Genomic DNA, 20,389 nt, shown 5'->3' on the forward strand with positions numbered 1-20,389 from the left:
CACCACCTCCGACCTGGACGATCTCCTGGCCAGGCTCGACCAGCACACCGCCGATCACCCAGAAGAATCCTCCGCCGCCAAGGCCGCGTGATCAACCCCCGAAGGACTTACGACGCAGACCACTTAGGCTCGGTGGGCCATCAGCCGACCCCGGGGGACCTCGCGCATGGAACGCCTACGTCAGGACGACCCCTCACACGTCGGGCCGTACGTGGTCCTGGCGCGGCTGGACGCCGAATCCGCGGAACGCGGCCTGCCCGAGCGCCGGTTCCTCGCCCGTACCGCCGACGGCCGGCGGACCGTCCTGCTGTGTCTGCCGCGCGTCGGCGCCGACCCGTCCCGGTGGGCGGTCGAGGCCGAGGGCGCACGGCGCCTCCGCGCGCCGCGTCTGCTCCCCGTCACGGAGGTCGGCGGCGCCGCCGGATCCCCCTGGTCCACCGCCCCCTACACGCCCGTGCTGCCCCTCCCGGCCGCGCTCGCCGCGTACGGCGGGCCGCTGCCCGAAGACCTCGTGCGCCGACTGGGCGCCGACCTCGCCGAGGGCCTGGCGGACCTGCACGACCGGGGGTTCACCCACGCCGGGCTGTCGCCGGCGGCCGTCCTCCTCACGGCGGACGGACCGCTGTTGACCTGTGTGGGTGCCGTACGGGCCGCCGCCCCCGACGGGACGCGTCGCTCCGGGCTGCCCGGCCTCGACCCGGGCTGTCTGGCCCTGGAGCAGGCCTCCGGCGGGCGGCCCACGCCGCCGGGCGACCTCTTCGCGCTCGGCGCCGTACTGGCCTACGCCTCGACGGGCCACACCGTGCCCGAGCAGAGCGAACTGCCTCCGGGGTTGCGGCGGTTGATCGGAACCTGTCTCGCGTCGGCGCCCGCCGACCGGCCGCGGTCGGCGCGGGAACTGCTCCACGGGCTCACCGCGCACGTCGCCGACGCCCCGCCCGGCGCGCCAACCCCGGCTCCGGCCGGTCCGGCCGCCCTGCCGGGCCGGGTCGTCGCCGCGCTCGCCGCCCAGTCCGCCGGACTCCTGGCGGCCGAACTGCCTTCCGCCGAGCCCACCCTCCCCCCGCCGTTCCCGACGGTCACCCAGAAGGTGCACTGACCCCGATGCCCGCCACCCCGGCCGACCGTTCCCCCCTCGCGCCGCTCACCCACGACGATCCCCCGCACCTCGGCGACCACCGGCTGCTCGCCCGGCTCGGCAGCGGCGGCATGGGCACCGTCTACCTGGCCCGTTCGCCGCGCGGCCGGACGGTGGCGCTGAAGACCGTGCACGCCAGGATCGCCGCCGACCCGGCCTTCCGTACCCGTTTTCGACTGGAGGCGGACGCGGCCCGGGTCATGGGCGGCAGGTACGGTGCGGCCGTCTTCGCGGCCGACGCGCTGGCGAGGACGCCCTGGCTGGCCACCGAGTACGTCATCGGCCCGCAGCTCGACGAGGCCGTCCGGCTCGGCGGACCGCTGTCCGAGGTGTGCGTCCGGAACCTGGGCGCCGATCTCGCCCTGGGGCTCGGCCAGTTGCACCGCTCCGACGTGGTGCACCGGGACCTCAAGCCGTCCAACGTCATGATCACGGCCGAGGGGCCCAAGGTCATCGACTTCGGCATCGCGCGGGCCCTCGGGGACGAGCGGCTGACGCGCGTCGGCGCGGCCACCGGCACCCCGGCGTTCATGTCCCCGGAGCAGGCCGGCGGACTCGACCACACGCCGGCGGGCGACGTGTTCGCGCTGGCGGGCGTACTGGTCTTCGCGGCGGCCGGGCACGGCCCGTTCGGCGGCGGTCAGGCCGCCGACCTGCTGTACCGGGTGCGCTACGCGGAACCGGACCTGACCGGCGTCCCCGAGGCACTGCTGCCGCTGCTCGCACGCTGCCTGGACAAGGATCCCGCCGGACGGCCCACGACGGCCGAGCTGGCCCGGTGGCTCGCCCCCGCGGGCGGTGTCTTCGCCGACGGGCTCGCGCCCGCCGTGCTGGCCGACATCGCCCGGCGCGGCGCGGCCGTCTGGGAGGAGCCGCCGGCCCGACTCCCGGCATCCGCCTCGGACTTCTCGACGGAGCCGCCGACCGTCGCACCGCCGGGCGGCACGTCCCGCCGCGGACTGCTCGCGTGGGGCGGCGCGGCCGCCGGCACCGCCCTCACCGGCGGCGGGCTGTGGGCCTGGCTTGCGAGCCGCGGAGACGAGGCGCAGACGGCCGAACCCCCGCTGCCCGGGGGCCCTTCGGCGCTGTGGGCGAAGGAGATCGCGCACACGAGCCGCCGCGCGGGACCGACCCGTACCGGGGACGTTCTCGTACATCCCGGCGGATCGGCCGTCACCGGCATCAACGTGAAGACGGGCAGGTACGACTGGTCCGAGGACGTCGAGGACGCCACACGGGTCGCGGTCGACGGCAAGGCCACCTACATCCTGCGCATGTCGACCGACGCGGACAAGGCCCTCGCCCTCGTCGCCGTCCCGCGCGCGGTCGACGACAAGAAGCCGCCCGTCCTGACGCTCGCCGCCTTCGACGGCGGCGAGCCGAGGAACCAACTGCTGTGCGTGCGCGACGGCACGGCCTACTTCCACGCGAAGGCCGTGTCGGGCGACGCGTGGTTCCTGCTGGCCGCGAACCTGGCGTCCGGAAAGGAACTGTGGCGCGAGCCGGCGCAGGCGCCTTCGGGAAAGTACGACAGGGTCTACCTCCTCGCCGATCTCACGAAGGGCGGGCTGCTGGTGTGCGGGAAGGCGCAGGCCATGAACGGCCTGACGCTGACCCTGCGCGACCCGGCCACCGGAAGGCAGCGGTGGGAGAAGACCCTGATCGTCCCGGGTGAGCCGCCCTACGGGTTCACGGCGGACGACGAGCACGTCTACTTCGGCGCCGACGCCCTCCAGGCCGTGCGGCTGACCGACGGAGGCGTGGCGTGGTCCTTCGGCGCGGACCGCGACCTCGGGAACAACGCCCAGGGGCAACGTCGTTACGGGATCCCCGCGGTCCGGAACGGGGTCGTCTACGCCGCGGAGGGCGGACGCGGGCTCGTCGGCGTGGACGCGCGCACCGGCGCCGGGAAATGGGCGGAGAAGACCCGGAAGGACACCCTCACCACGGGGGAGGCCGCACCGGTGGTGGGCGCCGCGTACGTGTACGACATCGACACGATCGGGCTGCGGGCCGTCGAGCTGGGCACGGGACGCCCCGCCTGGCGGTACACGTGCACGGCCGTGTGCCTCTCCGCGGACTCGGACGGCGAGCTGCTCTACGGCGTGGAGGCGCGCAAGACGATCGCCCTGCCGATGTCCTAGACCCCGGTCCCCGGCCCGGTCGCCTGCTCCGGCCCCGGCCCCGGCCCCGGCCCCGTCGTCGGCGCCTCGTCCGGTGGACCGGCAGGCGAAAACCGCCGTGCGGCCCCGGAGTCCGGAGCCGCACGGCGTGCGCTCATCCCTCGCGCGCACCCTCGCGCAGGCCGGTGCTACTTGGGCATCAGGACGGTGTCGACGATGTAGACGGTGGCGTTGGAGGTGGGGACGTTGCCGCAGACCACGTTGGAGGTTCCGTTGACCTTGTAGGCCTCGCCGGAGCCGGCCGTGGTGATCTTGCCCTTCTCCAGGGTGTCGAAGGAGCCCGAGTCGAGCTGCTTGGGAGCGAGCTTCTGGCCCACGACGTGGTAGGTCAGGATCTTGGTGAGCATGGCCTTGTCGGCGAGGACCTTGTCCAGGTCGGCCTTCGGGATCTTCGCGAAGGCGTCGTTGGTGGGCGCGAAGACGGTGATGTCCTTCGCGTTGTTGAGGGTGTCGACCAGTCCGGCCTGCTTGACGGCCGCGACCAGCGTGGACAGGGCGGGGTTGTTGGAGGCTGCGGTGGCGACCGGGTCCTTGGCCATCCCGTCGAAGGAGCCGGCGCCCTCCTTCGGCACACCCGCACACGCCGGGCCGAACGGGGCGTCCATCGCCATGGCGGGCGTGGAGGCGGCGTCCGTGCCGGGGGTGGCCTGCTCGGAGGCGGCGCTGCCGGCGCTCGACTTCTCACCGGAGTCCGAGCAGGCGGCCAGCGCGAAGGGAAGGACCGATGCGGCGGCGACGGCGACGGCGGTACGGCGGAAACGAAGAGCCATCATGACGGTTGTTCTCCTTGGGTTCATCTGGGGGTGATGCGGGGGGGGATCAGGCATGGGGGTGGTACGGAAGGAGCGAAGTGGGGGTGGCGGCACCGCCGCCGGGCGGGTCAGCCGGCGGGAACCACGACCGTGTACCGGCGGCTCGCGCGGCCGGTGGGGGGTCTGCGGTCCGGGCCGGGAGCACCGGTGGGCGCCGCGCCCGGCCGGTCGGGAGTACCCGACGCCGCCGAGGCCCGCGCGGAGTGCCCCGTCGCCGACGGGAGACCCCGACGGGTCACCACCGTCCGGACGGGTACTCCGGACGGCAGGACGGTCGGCGCCGCCGGGGCGTCGCGCTCGATGGTGCTGCCGTTGTCGCTCACACCCCGTCTTCGGCACGGGCGGACGGGTGGATTGGTCATTCCTCCTCTCGGATGACAACCGATCATCGGGTTGACGTCCTGCGAGAATCCGCGGATGGACTCGACCTCGTACGAAGCGCCCCTGAAGCTCCTTCCCGTCACCGAGGAACTGCGTCCCGTGGTGGAGCGGTTGGCTCAGCTGTACCGGCACGACATGTCGGAGTTCCTCGACTTCCTGCCGGGGCCCGACGGAAAGTTCGCCTTCCGTCCGCTGCCCCTCTTCTTCAGCGAACCCGGGCGCACGGTCCAGTTGATCACCCACGGTTCGACGCCGGCGGGCTTCGTCCTGACCCGGCCGACGGAGGACGGGGCGACGTCGATCTCCGCGTTCTTCGTCGTACGGGCGCTGCGCAGGCGGGGCCTGGGCCGGCGGGCGGCGTTGGAGCTGCTGCGGTCCCGGCCGGGGCGCTGGGCGATCGCCTTCCAGGAGGCCAACGCGGGCGCCGCCCGGTTCTGGCGCGGCATCGCCGACGAGGTCGTGGGCCGCGAGGCCTGGTACGAGGAGCGGCGTCCCGTCCGCGCTCCGGGGGCGCCGTCAGGGGTGCCCGACGACCACTGGATCCTCCTGGACACGGGCCCGGGGCGCGCGACCCGATAGGCGAGGAGGCTCGGCCGACGGGGTGTCACGTCCACGACTCGGTGATCGACGTACCGAGCGACGGGGCAGGCGAGGCCGGACACGGGCGAGGTCCTCGCCGCCCCCGGCGAGGATGCGCCGCTTCCCCTCGCACGGGACGCGGGGAAGGCGTCCACCGGGAGGCGGGCGAGGCGTGCCGGCAAGTGCGCCACGCGGTGCCCCGCGTCGGGGCCCTCGGGCCGGGGTCACCGTAGGGTGGTGGAAGGACTGCCCCGGTGGACGTGAGGCGAGGAGATTCCGGTGCGTGACGCAGACTTCTTCCGACGCTGGATGGACGCCGTCGCGGCCGTCGTCGAACGGGAGGCGGACCGGCTGACCGAGCTCGACTCCCCCATCGGGGACGCCGACCACGGCAGCAACCTCCTGCGGGGGTTCGCCGCCGTGCGGGCGGCCCTCGAAGCGCAGAGCCCCGGGACGCCCGGCGCGGTGCTGCAACTCGCCGGCCGGACCCTGATCTCCACGGTCGGCGGCGCCTCCGGACCGCTGTACGGAACGCTGCTGCGCCGCACCGGCAAGGAGCTGGGCGACGCCGCCGAGGTCTCCGACGAGGATCTGCGCAAGGCCCTGTACGCGGGAGTGGGCGCGGTCGCCCAGCTCGGCGGGGCGGCGCCGGGCGACAAGACGATGCTGGACGCGCTGGTGCCGGGGGTGGCGGCGCTCGCGACCTCGTACCGTGCGGCCGGCGAGGCCGCGCAGAACGGGGCCCTGGCGACGGTGCCGCTCCAGGCGCGCAAGGGCAGGGCCAGCTACCTGGGCGAGCGCAGCATCGGGCACCAGGACCCGGGAGCCACCTCGTCGGCGCTGCTGCTGGGGGCCCTGGCCGAGGTCTCGGAGGCGCGCGGATGAGCGCCGAGCCGCTGGTCGGGATCGTCCTGGTGTCACACAGCAGGGAGGTCGCGGAGTCGGTGGCCGCGCTGGCCACCGGTCTCGCCGCGGGCGGCGCGACGGCCCTGGTCGCCACGGCGGGCGGCGGCCCCGACGGCGGCCTGGGCACCGACCCGGAGCTGATCGTGACGGCCGCCCGGACCGTGGACCGGGGCGCGGGCGTCGCGATCCTGGTGGACCTCGGCAGCTCGGTGCTCTCGGTCAAGTCACTGCTGCTGGACGAGGAACTGCCCGAGGGCAGCCGACTGGTCGACGCGCCGTTCCTGGAAGGGGCGGTGGCGGCCGTGGTGACCGCCTCCACCGGAGCCCCCCTCGACGCGGTGGCGACCGCGGCCGAGGAGGCGTACGCGTACCGGAAGGCCTGAGCCCCCCGGCACGCTCCGACGGGGTGGCTCTAGCGACCGCGCAGGGTCTCGATCTCGCGGCGCTCCCGTTTGGTCGGGCGTCCCGCACCGCGGTCCCGGATGCCGACCACGGCCACCTCGACGGGCGTGGGCGGCGGGCTGTTGTCGGTGAGGCATTCGGCGGCCACCGGGGCGCCGACCCGCTTCGCGACCGTCCGCCGCACCACCACGATGCGCTCGCGCCCCGCGTGGAAGAGCCGCACCTCGTCCCCCACCCGTACGGGCTGCGCCGGTTTGGCGCGTTCCCCGTTGACCTTCACATGGCCCGCCCGGCAGGCGGTCGCCGCGGTCGAGCGGGTCTTCGTCAGGCGCACGGCCCAGATCCACGCGTCGACCCGAACTGTTCCCGATCCCTCTTCAGCCATGCCCAGACTTTAACGAGCGGCTCGGGGAAACCCGGAATGGCTTTTGGCGGAAACAACAATTGCCATGGCATCTGCCATGTACATCGGCCCAATGGAATTGCAAATGCGGGACAAGTGCCCCTACCTTGTCGCCCATGCAGTCCTACACCATCGGACAGGCCGCGCGTCTGCTGGGCGTCAGCCCGGACACGGCGCGTCGCTGGGCCGACGCCGGCCGGGTCGCGACCCATCGCGACGAGGGCGGTCGTCGCCTGATCGACGGCCGCGCCCTGGCCGCCTTCTCCGTCGAGGTGGGCCAGGGAGCCCACACCGAGGACGAGGAGCCCTACACCTCCGCGCGCAACGCCTTCCCGGGCATCGTCACGGCCGTCAAGCTCGGCGACGTGGCCGCCCAGGTCGAGATCCAGGCGGGTCCCCACCGTCTGGTCTCCCTGCTCACCCGTGAGGCCGTCGAGGAGCTCGGACTGGAAGTCGGCATGCAGGCCACCGCCCGCGTGAAGTCCACCAGTGTGCACATCGACCGCACCTGATCCCTCCCTCGTGGCGGGTCGGTGCGTCCCTGACCGACCCGCCGCCGATCAGCGGTCCCCGCACCACCGCTCAGCACCACCGAACGTCCCCACCCGCTCCGCCCGTCACCGGCGCGGGTCACCACCACGCGGTCCCGGCACCAGGCCGGCCGCCGACCCGACCGAGGAGCCCCTGCTCATGTCCCCGACGCTGAACCGCCGTCGTACCGTCGCCGCAGCCCTGACCACCGCCCTGCTCGTACCGGTCCTGGCCGCCTGCGGCAGCGGTGACGACAAGAAGGACGAGTCGGCCTCCTCCCCGAGCGCCGCCCCCTCCTCCGCGACGTCCGCCGCCCCCAAGGCCGCGAACCTGACCGTCCTCGCCGCGTCCTCCCTCACCGACGTCTTCAAGAACGCCGGCGCCGCCTACGAGAAGACGCACCCGGGCACGGAGGTCACGTTCTCCTTCGCCGGTTCGCAGGAACTCGCCGCGCAGGTCAAGCAGGGCGCCCCGGCCGACGCCCTGGTCACCGCGGACACCAAGACGATGGACGGCCTCAAGGCCGAGACCAACAGCCCGACCGTCATCGCCAAGAACCGCCTGGTGATCGCGAGCGCCAAGGGCAACCCGTTCAAGATCGACGAGCTGAAGGACCTCGCCGACACCAAGATCAAGGTCGTGCTCGCCGCGCCCGAGGTCCCCGTCGGCCGCTACAGCAAGCAGATCCTCGACGCCCAGAAGGTCGAGGTGAAGCCGGTCTCCCAGGAGCCCAACGTCCGCGCCGTGCTGAGCAAGGTGGAGCTGGGCGAGGCCGACGCCGGTCTCGTGTACAAGACGGACACCCTCAAGTCCGGTGACAAGGTCGCCGTCGTCGACATCCCGGACGGGCAGAACGCCGTGGCCTCCTACCCGGCCGCCTCGCTCAAGGGCTCCAAGAACGCCGACGCCGCTGCCGCGTTCGTCGCCTGGCTGAGCACCCCGGAGACGCAGAAGATCCTCCAGGACGCGGGCTTCCAGAAGCCGTAACGGGCCCCGCGCCCGCATGCCGAGAGGGGTTGCCTGGTCCGGGGGGACAGGCGGCCCCTCTCGGCTTGTCCCGTCCGCGAGTCCCGTGCGCGTGTCCCGTGCGCGTGTCCCGTGCGCGTGTCGCCCGACCTGCCGCGCCGTCCGCCCCCGTCGCCGTACGCTTCCCACCCGGCGAAGCCCCCAGCCAGGAACCCCCCATGACCAGAGTCCGTACCCGTGTCAGGCCGCCCGTGGCCCTGGCGCTCCCCGCCCTGCTCGCCGTCGCGTTCCTGCTGCTGCCCCTCGTCGGCATCCTGTCCCGCACCCAGTGGGCCGAGCTGACCACCCACCTGACCAGCCCCGACGTGGTCCAGGCCCTCGAACTCTCGCTCGTCGTGTCCTTCTGGGCCCTCGGGCTCTCGCTGGTCCTCGGGGTGCCGCTGGCCTGGTTGTTGGCCCGGGTGGAGTTCAAGGGGAAGGCGTTCGTCCGCTCACTCGTCCTGCTGCCCATGGTGCTGCCGCCGACCGTCGGCGGTGTGGCCCTGCTGCTGGGCTTCGGCCGGCGCGGCCTCCTCGGGCCCTGGCTGGAGGACACCTTCGGCATCACGCTGCCCTTCCACACCTCCGGCGCCGTCGTCGCCGCCACCTTCGTCGCGATGCCCTTCCTCGTCATCAGTCTGGAAGGGGCGCTCGGCGGACTGAAGCACAGCTACGAGGAGACCGCGTCCTCCCTCGGCGCCTCGCCGGTCCGGGTGTTCTTCACCGTGACCCTGCCCATGGTGGCCCCCGGCCTGGTCGCCGGAGCGGCGCTCACCTGGGCCCGCGCGCTCGGCGAGTTCGGTGCGACGATCACCTTCGCCGGGAACCTGCCCGGCGAGACCCAGACCCTGCCGCTCCAGGTCTACCTGCTGCTCCAGGACAGCCCCGAGGCGGCCACGTCCGTGTCGCTGCTGCTGCTCGCGATCGCCATGGGCGTACTGATCGCCCTGCGCGGGCGGTGGACGGGAACCCCCGTCGCCCGCAAGGACACCGAGACCCCCGCGGCGCCCGAGGACTCCCCCGCCGCCCACGTTCCGCAGGCACCGCCGGCCGCGGCCCAGGACGACGGCCGCTGGGCGTTGCACGCCGAGGTGACCGGCTTCAACCGGCTGACCCTCGACGCCGAACCCGGCACCACCATCGCCGTCGTCGGCGAGAACGGCGCCGGGAAGACCACCCTCCTGCGCGCGCTCCTCGGACTCACCCCCCGCGCCCACGCCCGACTCACCCTCGGCGGCGCCGACGTCACCGCCCTGCCCGCACACAAACGGCACGTCGCCTGGGTCCCCCAGGACGGCGCCCTCTTCCCGCACCTCACCGCACTCTCCAACACCGCCTACGGACTCCGCGCCCACGGCACGTCCCGCGCCCGCGCCCGTACGGAGGCCCGGCAGTGGCTCGACCGCCTCGGCGTCGGCCACCTGGCCCACCGCAAACCCGCCCAGCTCTCCGGCGGCCAGGCCCAACGCGTGGCCCTCGCCCGGGCCCTCGCCACCCGACCCCGGCTCCTCCTCCTCGACGAACCCCTCGCCGCCCTCGACCAGACCACCCGGGCCCGCGTCCGCCACACCCTGCGCACCCACCTCGCCGGCTTCGGCGGGGTCTGCCTCATCGTCACCCACGACCCCGTCGAGGCGGTGTCGCTGGCCGACCGCGTCCTCGTGCTCTCCGACGGCCACACCCTCCAGGACGCCCCGCCCGCCGAGGTCACCCGCCACCCCCGCAGCCCCTGGGTCGCCCGCATGCTCGGCCGCAACGCCTGGCCCGGCACCACCACCGCACACGGACTGGCCCTCGCCGGAGGCGGCCGGCTCGTGGTGCCGGAGACACAGGCCGAGGGGGCGTCGGCGCTCGCGATCATCGCCCCGGAGGCCGTGTCGCTGCACCGGGAGCGCCCGAGCGGAAGCGCGCGCAACGTCTGGTCCGGGACCGTACGGGAGATCACCGCGACCGGCAGCCGACTGCGCGTGCTGGTCGCGTCGGCCGAAGTGCCCGACCTGGTCGCGGAGATCACCCCGGAGGCGGCCGCCGAACTGGGCGTCGTCGACGGGGCGTCCGTCTGGTGCAGCGTGAAGGCCACCGAGATCACGCTGGTGTCGCTCTGAGCGGTGCCCGCGTCAGGGCGCCGTCGCCGAGCCGGGCAGGATCGAGAGCCACTCCCCCGCCGCGAAGGCGTCGACCCCGATCAGGGTCCGGCCGGCGCGCCCGACCGTGACGGTCGGCACGCCCTCGGTGCGACCGGCCGCGAAGCGGGGGGCGTCGAGCGTGAACAGGGCCGCGCGTTTGCCGCTCGCGCGCCGGAACTCGGCGAGGCGCCGGGTCAGCAGGGCGGCCTCGTTCCGGTCGACGATGCCCGGCGCGTACCGCTGTACGACGGCCACCGCGCCCGTACCAGGCTCCCGTGCGGCGGCCGTGAGGGCTTCGGCGAGGACCCGCATCCGGTCCAGCCCGCCGCCCGCGTCGAGCGTACGGCGGCGACCGTCGAGCGGCACGAAGCGCACGCCCCGGTGCGTGAAGCCCGGGCGGCCGTCCACCCCGGCGAGGACGAAGTCCGCGCCGGCGCCCGGCGCCCGCCCGTCCGGCGAGACCGCGAACCGCCAGGGCCGCGCCCGTACCCCGGCGGGGGTCGACACGACCGGGTCCGGGGGGAGGGTGACCCTCGGGGCGGCCCCGGTCGGCGGGGTCTCGGCGGTCAGCGTGTCCAGCAGCAACCGGGCCGGGCCGCCGCCCCCCTCGGTGGCCGACAGGCCGGTGAGGCGCAGCGGTCGCTCGGCCGTCGCCGGCAGCGGCAGGGTGATCCGGCGCCAGCCGGACCGGTCCGCTGCCGGGCCGCGCAGGGTGAGACCGGCCCCGTCCCCGTCGGTCAGGTGCACCGCCGGGCGCGCCCCGGATCCGTCTCCGCGGACCCACAGGGACACCGAACGGGCCTGCTCCGGCAGGGGGATCGGCCGGGGGGCGGCGGCGGTGGCGGTCGGGGCGGCGGCGGGGAGGGTGAGGGCGATCCCGGTGCCCGGGTGGCCCTCGCCCGGGGCGGCGGCCGCACCCGTGCCCTTCCAGCGGCCGGCGTCCTCCAGGTCGGCGAGGGGCAGCGCGTCCAAGCCCGCCCCGACGGTCAGTTCGGCGGTGGCGCCGGTGGCCGGGACGGTGAGGCGCAGCCGCCCGGTGGCCCGGGCGACCAGGGCTCGGACCGTGAAGCCGCCCCGGCCGTCGGGGGCGACCCGCCAACGGGAGCGGTCGTACCGCAAGGCGGTGTCCCGGGGTTCGACGGTGGTCGCGCGGCCCTGGGCGTCGTACCCGGTCAGGTCGAAACCGGCGCTCTCCGTCCGGTCGGCGAGCCCGATCCGGTCCCGGGTCGGGCGGATCCGGGTCAGCGGCCCGAGCACCTCCAGCGCCAACGAGCCCTCGGCCCGACCGCTTTCGGCCGGGCGGCCTCCGGGCCGGTCCGTGCGGGCCCGTACGGTGACGGGTCCCGGCCGCGACCCGCGCAGGACCCCCTCGGAGCCGATCCGGCCGGCGCCCTCGGCCGACCAGGAGGGGGTGCCGGGGGCCGGGCCGAGCGCGGAGTCGTGGCCGGTGGCGGTCAGGGTGCGGGTCAGTCCGGGAAAGAGGCGGGTGGCGCCGTCGGCGGCCTCGACCCGGTAGCCGGTGAGCCGCCCGGAGCCCATCGGGGCGGTGAGCGCGAGGCCGTTGGGGACCGGGCGGGGCTTCCCGTCCGACGGGGTGTTCTCCAGGATCGGGCCTGTCGCGCCGGAGAGTGCGGCGAGGAGCGTCGAGGAGCCGCCGCCGTCCAGGTTGAGCGCCTCGTGGGACCCGAGCCGGCGCATCATGCGGCCGAGCCCGGTCAGGGTGAGCCCGCCGCTGGCCCGCATGCGGCCGTCGGCGGTGACCAGCCGCAGCGACCGGCCGTCCCGCGAGAGGCCGACCGCCGTGCGCGGGGCGGCGGTGTTGTTCGGTTCGCCGTCGTGGTTCTGCGGGATTCCGGCCACGACGAGGGGCTCCCGCCCGCCGACGGCCGCCAGGGGTGCCGGTCCGGCCTCCGGCAGCGGCGCGGCGGTGACGCTCACGGGATCCCCGACGCGCAGCGCGCCGAGTTCGGGCGCCGCCGCCCCGGCCGCGGCCAGCAGGGTGGTGCCGGGAGCGGGGCGTGCACGGCGCGCGGGACGCCGCAGGACCGGTACCGCGACCGCGACGGCGACCCGGCCGTCGCGCAGTTCCACCGTCGGCCCGGTGTCCGGGAGGACGGAGCCGGGCCAGTCGGCGGTATACACGGCGAAGCCCTCGGCGAGTGGCCGGGCGGCGTTGTACCCGGCCGGGGTGCGCACCGCCCCGCCGGGCAGGGTGATGCTCCCGGTGAGGCCGAGGCGCAGGACGCGGCCGCTGCCGTCGGCGGCGAATCCGACGGCCGCGCCGCCGCCGGGGCCGGGAGAGGCGGAGTGCAGGAGCCGGCCGCCCCGCACCCCGGGGCCGAGGGGGGCGCCGGTTCCCCGGATGTCGAAGAAGTCCCCGTTGACGGCTCCGACGACGCGGCGCCCCGGCCCGGCCGGGTGGTGGGCGACGGCCTCGGCGACCGTCTCGGCCCCGCGCCCGCCCAGGTATTCGGCCCGTACCCCGCCGGGGGCGGCGAGGTCGACGACGAGTTCGTCGACGCGCAGCCAACGGTCGCTCTCCAGCCGGTCGTACGACTCCAGCCGCACTCCGGGGGCCACCGGGCGGGAGGTGCGGGCGGTCTCGATGCCGTCGTCGACCTCCGCGGCGAGCGCGGCCGGCGGTCCGGCGAGCAGGGCGCCGCAGAGCAGCGGGGCGAGCAGGGCCACCGGGGGCGGCCGGAGGATCGACACCCGGGAAGGATTCCGCGGCCCGGCGCGGCCCCGGGGCACGACCCGGGCCGGGAGCGGCGTGTTCAGCCATTCGCCGGGCGGCCGGGTGCCGACGGCCCCGGCAGGATCCGAAAGAGACGGCCTAGCCGGCCCGCCTCGGGACGATGAACTCGCACCACACGCACTTGCCGCCGCCGCGGGGCTCCACCCCCCAGTCGTCCGCGAGCCGGTCCACCAGCAGCAGGCCGCGTCCCGACACCGCCCAGTCCCCCGCCTCGCGACGGTGCGGCAGGGCGCTGCTGGAGTCCTCGACCTCGATGCGGATCCGCCCCTCCGCGGTCAGCCGCAGGCTGACGTGTCCCGCGCCGTCGGTGTGCACCAGGACGTTCGTCATCAGCTCGTCGGCGGCCAGCTCGATCTCGTCCGCGCGCTCCCGGGCGCCCCAGGCGGCCACCGCCGCCCGGATCAGGTGCCGGGCCAGAGCGGGGCCGTTCGGGTCGCCGGGGGCGAGTTCGTGGCGCAACGGGCCGCCGCCGCGCGGGGCGGGGGTGCCCCGGCGGCGCAGCAGGAGCAGGGCCATGTCGTCGCCGCCGCCCGCGTCCCCGACGAGGTCGCACAGCACGTCGGCCAGTCGCTCGACGTCGACCGGTCCGCCCCGGACGGCGTCCATGACCTCCCGCATCCCGGAATCGGCGCGGTCGCCGCGGCGTTCCGTCAGGCCGTCCGTGCAGAGCAGCAGCGTGTCGCCGGGGTGAAGTTCGACACTGGTCACGGGGTAGCCGGTACCGGTTCCCGGGGGATCGTGGGCGGGCAGGCCGAGCGGCAGTCCACCGGCCACCTGGATCCGGTGGCAACTGCCGTCGCCGCGGCGGACGATCGGGTCGAGGTGACCGGCCCGCACCAGGTGCAGCATGCCGGTGTTCAGGTCCACCTCGCCGTAGGTGCAGGTGGCGAACCGTTCCGTCGCCAGTTCCCGCAGGAAGGTCGAGGCGCGCGCCATCGCCGTGCCGGGCGTGTGTCCCTCGGCGATGTAGGCCCGCAGGACGATCCGCAACTGGCCCATGACGGCCGCCGCGTCGGTGTCGTGGCCCTCCACGTCCCCGATCACCACCCCGACCCGTCCCTCCCCGAGCGGGATCACGTCGTACCAGTCGCCGCCGATGTCCCGGCCCATCCTGGCCGCCCGGTACCGTACGGCGATCAGCGCGCCCGGCACCTCCGGGATCCTGCGCGGCAGCATGGCCCGCTGGAGTCCCTCCGCGAGGTCGTGCTCCTGCTCGAAGAGGATGGCCCGCTGGAGGCTCTGCGCGATGCCGCTGCCCAGGGCCACCAGCACGTTCCGCTCCTCGGTGGTGAAGTCCCCGTCCCGGCTGTAGAGCAGCCCGAGCGCGCCCACGGGACGGCCCTGGGCGATCAGGGGCAGGTAGACCCCGCTGCGCACGTCCAGCGGTTCGATGTACGGCCACAACAGCGGGTAGCTTCGCTGGAACTCCTCGCGGGAGGTGACGTAGACCGTCTGGAGGGTCCGTACGGCCTCGCTCATCGGGAAGCGCGCGTCGATGCGGGTGTACTCGATCTCGGGAACGTAGGAGCCGAGTTGTCCTTCGGCGACGAGGTGGACGCGGGCGCCGTCGACGACGCCGAGCATCACGCTGACGGCTCCGAGGTGCCCGAGGGCCTCGGGGTCCTTGAGCACGTCGGTCACGTCGTTGACGGTGCGCGCGTGGGCGAGGATCGCGGTGGTCCGTTCGACGACGCCGGTCATCCGGCGGCGCCCCTCGTTGCGTTCCCCGGCGGCTCCCGGCTCGACCGGGTCGTGGGCGGCGTCGCGGAGGATCCCGATGACGCGGTACGGACGGCCGTCTCGCGGGTCCCGCAGGATGTGGCCCTGGATGTGGGTCCAACCGAGGGTTCCGTCCCGGCTGCGGCTGCGGAAGTACGCCCCGTAGTGGCTGCGGCCGTCCTTCAGCGCCTGGGCGACGCGCGCGTCGATCCGCGACTCCTCGCCGGACACGAGCCGGATGCGCAGTCCGGCGGGGGTCCCGGTGAACTCGTCCGGACGCAAGTCGAGGACCTCGAGGGCGGTGGGATCCAGGTGCATCTGTCCGCTGTCGAGGTCCCAGTCGAAGGTGCCCATGCGGTTGAGCGCGAGACTCGTGTCGGGCCGCGCGGGCCAGTCGACCTCGGGGGTCGTGATTCCCCGCTGGTCCATGCAGCCAGGGTCTCACTGTTCCCCGGCCGGGGCGCGCGGTCACCCCGTGCGGGGGCTCGCCTGCGACGGGGGCGCGGCCGAGGACGGCGTGGGCGGCGGGGTGTCCGACGGGGCGACGCGGGCGGGCGGCGAGTCCGCCGGGGCCTCGCTCGGGGGGCTGTCGCTCGGGGTGGTGTCGGCGGGCGAATCCGAGGCGGGCTCCTGCGGGGACTGCTCGGAGGACCGGCCCGGGGGCTGCGCCGAGGACTCCGGGGGGCTGTCGGACGGAGTCACGCCGGGGGTGTCGCCCGGCGATCGCGTCGGGGCGTCGGTGTCCGTCGGCGAGCCGTTCCCCGGGGACGTGGGGGTGTCCGGGGGCGTGGTGCCCGTCGGGGTGGGGGTCACCGGCGGGGGCACCGGCTTGTCGCGCTTGCCGTCGTGGTCGGCGCGGCCGCGTCCGTACCAGGTCCCGTCGTGGTGGTCGTAGATCACGAAGGTGTTCACGACCTTCACCGAGGGGGCGACCACCACCACCCGCTGCGGCTGGTACGCGGGCCACGACTGCCCCGTGCGCTTCGCGTCGGCCCCGAGCGCCACCGGCTCCCCCAGCGGATTGCCGCACGCGCAGCGCACCCGCGGCACCCCGCGGTCGTCCACGAGCACGGCCGTCCCGGCCTGCAGCACCGCCTGGTAGGGGGTGGCCTTGCCGTCGCGGTAGCCGTGGTTGGTGACCCGGGTGTCCGCGCGCAGCCGCAGGGGGGTCAGGGAGCGCAGGTAGGCGGGTACGGCCGCGGGTCGGATCCCGAGGGCGGAGGCGAAGGCGGCGTTCTTGGCCGGTTGCCCGGTCAGCGCCGTGATCTGCTTCCCGACGTCGCAACTGGCGGTGTTCCGGGTCCCCCCGTACAGCCCGGGCGCGGCTCCGCTGACGCTGCGCGTGACCGTCGCGCCGGTCGCCGGCGCGCTGTCGCTCGCGGAGGGCGGCGGGCTCTGCGCCGGTGGTGTGGCCTCCTCGGCCGCCGTGGACTCGGTGAACGGGGCGGGCCCGGTCGCGGAGGCCGGTTGGAGGAAGACCTCCCCGCCGCCCGCCCGGGTGGACGAGGGCGTGCCGCTCGGCCGGGTGAGCACCACCACCAGCGCCACGACGGCCGCCAGGGCGACGACCGCCGCGGCCAACCGGGGTCCGGAACGCCACCACGGGCCCTTGCCGGACGGCCCGGTGGGCGCGGGACCGTCGGGGCCGGCGGGCCCCCCGGGCGGTGGCTCGGGCGGCCCTCCCCGGCGCCCGCCCGAGAGGGGGCCGGAAGGGGGACCGGACGGGCGCTCGGCAGGCGACTGTGACGCCCGCGGCGGCAGCGGCGGTTCCTGGCCGGAGGGTTGCGTGGTCACGGGCTCTTCTTCCCAGACGGAGGAGTCTTCCCTGACGGAGGAGTTCCGGTCCGGGGCGGACGTTCCGTTGCGGTGTACGGACATCTCCGGATTTCTTGCACTCCTGCGGACCATTGTGTGGGGCCTCCCGGTGGTGGCCGCAAGCCGAGGGTGCCTACCGTTGTCGGGTGAGCCGAACGTCAGCAACGACCTCCGGTGGCCCCGCTCGGGCCTGGCGTGACGCGCTCGTCGCCGTCGTGGCGGGCTTCGTGGTGATGATCGTGATCGCCGCGGCGGGACTGGCCTGCGCGGGTGCGGGCGACCTCCCGGAGGACGCGTTCCCCCGCGTGGTCGCCGCCGTGGTCGTGATGGCGGCCGGCGGCTCGATCGGGGTGTCGGGCGGCGCCGGATTCCTGGCCGAGGCCGACGTGAACCTGTCCGTGCTCCCGCTCTCGGTGACCCTGGCCGGCGCCCTGACGGTCGGCCTCTGCTTCCTGCGCCCCCTGCACAACCGGGCGGTGGCCCACCCGCGTGAACTGCTCCGACGGGTCGTGCCGTTGGTGGTGCTGTGGCTGCTCGCGCTCCTCGGTGTCGCCCTGGTCGCCAGGCAGGACTTCGGCATCTCCACGGGCGACTCCCCCGTCGGGGAGATCGGCGAACTGCTCGACGCGGCTCCGACGGTGGGCTTCCGGGCCGAGGTGCCGGCCACGCTGTTCTTCGGACTGCTCTGGATCCTGGGCCTGTTGGCGATCACCCTGCTGGTGTCCCGGCGTGCGCCGTTGCCCGCCGCCCTGGTGCGCTTCCACACGGCGGTGCGCCCGGCCGCCTTCGCCACGGTCGTGCTGCTGCTGGCGTACGTGGCGATCGGTGTCGTCGTCGGTCTGGTGGTGGCCGCCACCCGGGGAGACGCCGCGCAGACGTTCGCGGTGATCCTGCTGGGCCTGCCGAACCTGGCGTGGCTCGCACTGACCCTGGGCTTCGGCGGGTCCTGGGAGGGCCGCGTGGACGGGCCGTTCGGGCTGCCGATGCCGCGGTTGCTGGACCAGACGCTGCGCGGCCCGGACCTGTCCACGGTGGACGTCGCCTCGCTCGCGGAACACGATTCCCGGGCGTGGTGGCTGGTTCCGGTGGCCGCCGTCCTGCTGCTGGGCACCGGGGTGCTGGCGGCCGTACGCTCCCCCGCGCACGTCCGGGCGCGGCAGCACGCGCTGCACCTGGCGGTGGCCCTGGCGCCGGCGACACTGGCGGTGTGCCTGATGGCCTCCGTCCGGGCCGAGTTCGGTCTGTCGCTGCTCGGGATCGGCGACGCGGGCGGTCTCGGGGGCACGGTGGAACTCAGCCCGCACCTGTGGCGCAACGTCGGTCTGGCCCTGCTGTGGGGCGCCGTGGCGGGCTTCCTCGGCGCCCTGGTGGCCCGCCCCCTGCGGCGCCGCGGCCGGGTGGAGCGGCCCTGAACCCGGCAACCGCTGGGCCGTACGGGTGAAGAGCGGGATATCGGTTCATCGGGGCATCGTTTCTGCATGTCAACCTCACCTCCGTGAACACGTTTAAAGGCCTGTTCCGGCCGCTCCACGCCGGCGGCCTGCTTGCCGTCTCCGCCGTCGCCCTGACCCTGTCCACCGCCCTCCCCACGGAGGCGACGTCCACCGGCGCCCGCTATCTGGCCGGTCCGGTCGGCGCGCAGGACACCACGCCCCGCAAGGTCTCCGGGAGCGCGGTCTACTGTCCCGACGGCATGCTCGTGCAGTCCGGCGGCTACTCCCTGGAGAACGGTCGGACCGGCCCCGTCCTCGCCAGCCACCCGGTCGCCGGTCCGCATGGGCGCAAGGGTTGGTACGCCTCCGCCTCGCACGCGGACGTCCGGGCGTACGTGCTCTGCCTGCCCGTCGCCGACGGGGAAGGACCCTGACCCGCTTCCGGCGACAAGCTCCCACACCGCGACACGGGGACGGTGTCAGCCCCGGCCTCGCGGCCGGAAGACGGGCAGCGCCCAACGCGGTGGCGGGGGCGCCGGTTCCGACTCCCCGGGCGCCGCGGCGTCGACGGGCGACGCCGAGGCCGTCCGGGTGGGCGGGCGCCGGCCGGCCGCCCCTTCCTCCCCCGCCCGGCGCAGCGCCCCGGTGAACTCCAGGCAGGTGCGCCAGCGTTCCTCCGGAGACTTGGCCAGGGCCTTCGCCAGCACCTCGTCCACCGCGGCCGGCAGGTCCGGCCGCTCCGCGCTCACCGGTGGCGGCGGGTCGTACTGGTGGGCCCACAGGAGGGCCATGTCGTCGTCCCGCCGGAAGGGCGGTCCGCCGGCCAGCATCTCGTGGACGACGCACCCCAGGCCGTAGACGTCGCACCGCCCGTCCACCGGCTTTCCGGAGATCTGTTCCGGGGCCACGTAGTCCAGCGTCCCGACGAACTGTCCGACGCTCGTGAACCCGGTCAGCGACAGGGACTTCTTCGTCAGCCCGAAGTCCGTCAGGTACACGTGCTCGGGGTGTTCGCTGTCGGTGCCCTCCGCGACCAGGATGTTGCCCGGTTTGACGTCCCGGTGGACGAGGTCGTGATCGTGGGCCGCGTCCAGCGCCGAGGCCACCTGGCCCGCGATCCGCGCGGCCGTCGCCACCGGAAGCGGGCCGGTGCGGTCCAGCATCGCCCGCAGGTCCTGTCCGGCGACGTGGCGCATGGCGATGTACAGCAGGCCGTCCGCCTCGCCCGCCTCGAAGACGGGCACGATGTGGGGGTGGTCGAGGGACGCCGCCACCTTCGACTCGTGCGCGAACCGCTGTCGGAAGGTGTCGTTGCGGGCCAACTCGGGTGCCAGCAGCTTCAGTGCCACGACGCGGTCGAGGCGCAGGTCCCGCGCCCGCCAGACGACGGCCATGCCGCCGCGTCCGATCTCGCTCTCCAACCGGTACCCGGCGATGCGTGTCCCCGGCCCGGCCGGTCGGCCTCCCGCGGTGTCCGCGGCGGACATCACCGGCCCCCGCCCCCGGGAGTGTCGACGATCCGCGTCGGCTCGTGTCCGTCGGCCGGCCCGGGTGGCGCCTCGCCAGGGCCCTCGCCCGCCGCGGCCGCCCGTTCGTCGGGCGCGGGCTCGGACGTGGGCCCGGGCTCGGGCGCGGCGGGCTCCTGTGCGTCGGGTTCCGGGGCCTCGGCCGGCGGCTGTGGGCCGGGGGCGGCGCCCGGTTCCTCGACGACCGCGTAGGTTGCCCGCCGGGTGCCGTCGCCGTACATCCACCGCCCGGCCGTCTCGTCGTAGAGCCAGATCTCCGACCCGTCGAGCACCACCCCGGCGCGCAGGCCCCGGGTGGCGCGCCGGAAGCCGTCGGCGTCCGTCCGGCCGGAGGCGAGTTCGTCGGCGGCCCGGCGGTAGCGCTCCAGGGCTTCGACGCCGCGGGCGAGGAGCGGTCGGGGGTCCTCGGCGCGGGACAGGGGGCGTCCCGCCGTGGGCGGCGGCTGCGGGACGACGACCAGCAGTCGCCCGTCCACCCAGGCGGACCAGCCGTTGGCGCACAGGATCTCCGCCCATTCGCCGCGCCGGGACAGCAGTTGCACGGGCAGGAAGGCGTCCAGGGCCGCGGTGGGCCGCGAGACGTCCGGTGCCTCCCAGGCGGGCAGGCCGTCCCGGGGCACGACGTGGGTGGGCCGGAAGTCGGCGGCGCCTTCGGGTGCTTCGGGGCTCGTCACG

General features: G+C 75.1%; 18 protein-coding genes. 10 read left to right on the plus strand and 8 right to left on the minus strand.

The window, feature by feature from the left end; translation table 11 throughout:
- The first annotated feature begins 166 nt into the window (after positions 1-166).
- Together OTB19_RS05915 and OTB19_RS05920 are read left to right on the plus strand one after the other, a co-directional pair.
- Positions 167-1,099 (plus strand): serine/threonine protein kinase, encoded by a 933-nt coding sequence (locus OTB19_RS05915; protein WP_267796948.1) that lies wholly within the window; start codon positions 167-169, stop codon positions 1,097-1,099.
- 5 nt (positions 1,100-1,104) lie between these two features.
- Positions 1,105-3,282: a protein kinase domain-containing protein gene (locus OTB19_RS05920; RefSeq protein WP_267796949.1), complete on the plus strand. Its 2,178-nt coding sequence runs from the start codon at positions 1,105-1,107 to the stop codon at positions 3,280-3,282.
- A 167-nt stretch (positions 3,283-3,449) separates the two neighbouring features.
- On the opposite strand, the gene OTB19_RS05925 is transcribed toward OTB19_RS05920, so the two are convergent.
- Both OTB19_RS05925 and OTB19_RS05930 read right to left on the minus strand, forming a co-directional pair.
- Positions 3,450-4,094, minus strand: coding sequence for a fasciclin domain-containing protein (locus OTB19_RS05925; protein WP_267796950.1), 645 nt, complete (start codon positions 4,092-4,094; stop codon positions 3,450-3,452).
- A 107-nt stretch (positions 4,095-4,201) separates the two neighbouring features.
- Positions 4,202-4,456, minus strand: coding sequence for a hypothetical protein (locus OTB19_RS05930; protein WP_267796951.1), 255 nt, complete (start codon positions 4,454-4,456; stop codon positions 4,202-4,204).
- 94 nt (positions 4,457-4,550) lie between these two features.
- On the opposite strand from OTB19_RS05930, the gene OTB19_RS05935 reads away from it, so the two are divergent.
- From OTB19_RS05935 to OTB19_RS05945, 3 genes are all read left to right on the plus strand, one after another.
- Positions 4,551-5,093, plus strand: a complete 543-nt coding sequence (locus tag OTB19_RS05935) for a GNAT family N-acetyltransferase (protein WP_267796952.1) — start codon at positions 4,551-4,553, stop codon at positions 5,091-5,093.
- Between the two features lie 279 nt (positions 5,094-5,372).
- The gene (gene dhaL / locus OTB19_RS05940; RefSeq protein WP_267796953.1) at positions 5,373-5,978 is read left to right on the plus strand and encodes a dihydroxyacetone kinase subunit DhaL; all 606 of its coding nucleotides are present in this window, start codon (positions 5,373-5,375) and stop codon (positions 5,976-5,978) included.
- A complete protein-coding gene (locus tag OTB19_RS05945) occupies positions 5,975-6,382 on the plus strand; it encodes a PTS-dependent dihydroxyacetone kinase phosphotransferase subunit DhaM (protein WP_267796954.1) in 408 nt (135 codons plus the stop codon). Before dhaL ends, OTB19_RS05945 begins: the two co-directional genes overlap by 4 nt.
- Positions 6,383-6,411: 29 nt before the next feature.
- Here the strand turns inward: OTB19_RS05945 and OTB19_RS05950 are convergent, their stop codons facing one another.
- The gene (locus OTB19_RS05950) at positions 6,412-6,786 is read right to left on the minus strand and encodes an RNA-binding S4 domain-containing protein (RefSeq protein WP_267796955.1); all 375 of its coding nucleotides are present in this window, start codon (positions 6,784-6,786) and stop codon (positions 6,412-6,414) included.
- A 134-nt stretch (positions 6,787-6,920) separates the two neighbouring features.
- On the opposite strand from OTB19_RS05950, the gene OTB19_RS05955 reads away from it, so the two are divergent.
- The 3 genes from OTB19_RS05955 (at position 6,921) to OTB19_RS05965 (ending at position 10,445) form a co-directional block, all read left to right on the plus strand.
- Positions 6,921-7,316, plus strand: a complete 396-nt coding sequence (locus tag OTB19_RS05955) for a TOBE domain-containing protein (protein ID WP_267796956.1) — start codon at positions 6,921-6,923, stop codon at positions 7,314-7,316.
- Positions 7,317-7,494: 178 nt separating this feature from the next.
- A complete protein-coding gene (gene modA / locus OTB19_RS05960) occupies positions 7,495-8,322 on the plus strand; it encodes a molybdate ABC transporter substrate-binding protein (RefSeq protein WP_267796957.1) in 828 nt (275 codons plus the stop codon).
- Positions 8,323-8,519: 197 nt separating this feature from the next.
- Positions 8,520-10,445 (plus strand): ABC transporter permease, encoded by a 1,926-nt coding sequence (locus OTB19_RS05965; RefSeq protein WP_267796958.1) that lies wholly within the window; start codon positions 8,520-8,522, stop codon positions 10,443-10,445.
- Between the two features lie 12 nt (positions 10,446-10,457).
- Here the strand turns inward: OTB19_RS05965 and OTB19_RS05970 are convergent, their stop codons facing one another.
- From OTB19_RS05970 to OTB19_RS05980, 3 genes are all read right to left on the minus strand, one after another.
- Positions 10,458-13,178: a phosphodiester glycosidase family protein gene (locus tag OTB19_RS05970; RefSeq protein ID WP_267796959.1), complete on the minus strand. Its 2,721-nt coding sequence runs from the start codon at positions 13,176-13,178 to the stop codon at positions 10,458-10,460.
- Positions 13,179-13,299: 121 nt separating this feature from the next.
- A complete protein-coding gene (locus OTB19_RS05975) occupies positions 13,300-15,369 on the minus strand; it encodes a SpoIIE family protein phosphatase (protein ID WP_267796960.1) in 2,070 nt (689 codons plus the stop codon).
- A 39-nt stretch (positions 15,370-15,408) separates the two neighbouring features.
- Entirely contained in the window at positions 15,409-16,701 is a 1,293-nt protein-coding gene (locus tag OTB19_RS05980; RefSeq protein WP_324290503.1) for a DUF6777 domain-containing protein, read from the minus strand.
- Positions 16,702-16,901: 200 nt separating this feature from the next.
- Here OTB19_RS05980 and OTB19_RS05985 point away from each other — a divergent pair, with 200 nt between their 5' ends.
- Both OTB19_RS05985 and OTB19_RS05990 read left to right on the plus strand, forming a co-directional pair.
- Positions 16,902-18,167 carry a streptophobe family protein gene (locus tag OTB19_RS05985; protein ID WP_267796962.1) on the plus strand — a complete coding sequence of 422 codons (1,266 nt, stop codon included), beginning with the start codon at positions 16,902-16,904 and terminating at the stop codon, positions 18,165-18,167.
- Between the two features lie 83 nt (positions 18,168-18,250).
- A complete protein-coding gene (locus tag OTB19_RS05990; protein WP_267796963.1) occupies positions 18,251-18,622 on the plus strand; it encodes a hypothetical protein in 372 nt (123 codons plus the stop codon).
- Between the two features lie 45 nt (positions 18,623-18,667).
- Here the strand turns inward: OTB19_RS05990 and OTB19_RS05995 are convergent, their stop codons facing one another.
- Positions 18,668-19,675, minus strand: a complete 1,008-nt coding sequence (locus tag OTB19_RS05995; RefSeq protein ID WP_267796964.1) for a serine/threonine-protein kinase — start codon at positions 19,673-19,675, stop codon at positions 18,668-18,670.
- Positions 19,675-20,388: a hypothetical protein gene (locus OTB19_RS06000; RefSeq protein ID WP_267796965.1), complete on the minus strand. Its 714-nt coding sequence runs from the start codon at positions 20,386-20,388 to the stop codon at positions 19,675-19,677. The genes OTB19_RS05995 and OTB19_RS06000 overlap by 1 nt, the downstream gene beginning before the upstream one ends.
- Position 20,389: the final 1 nt, after the last annotated feature.

Source organism: Streptomyces sp. H27-H5 (assembly GCF_026627505.1).
Classification (GTDB): domain Bacteria; phylum Actinomycetota; class Actinomycetes; order Streptomycetales; family Streptomycetaceae; genus Streptomyces.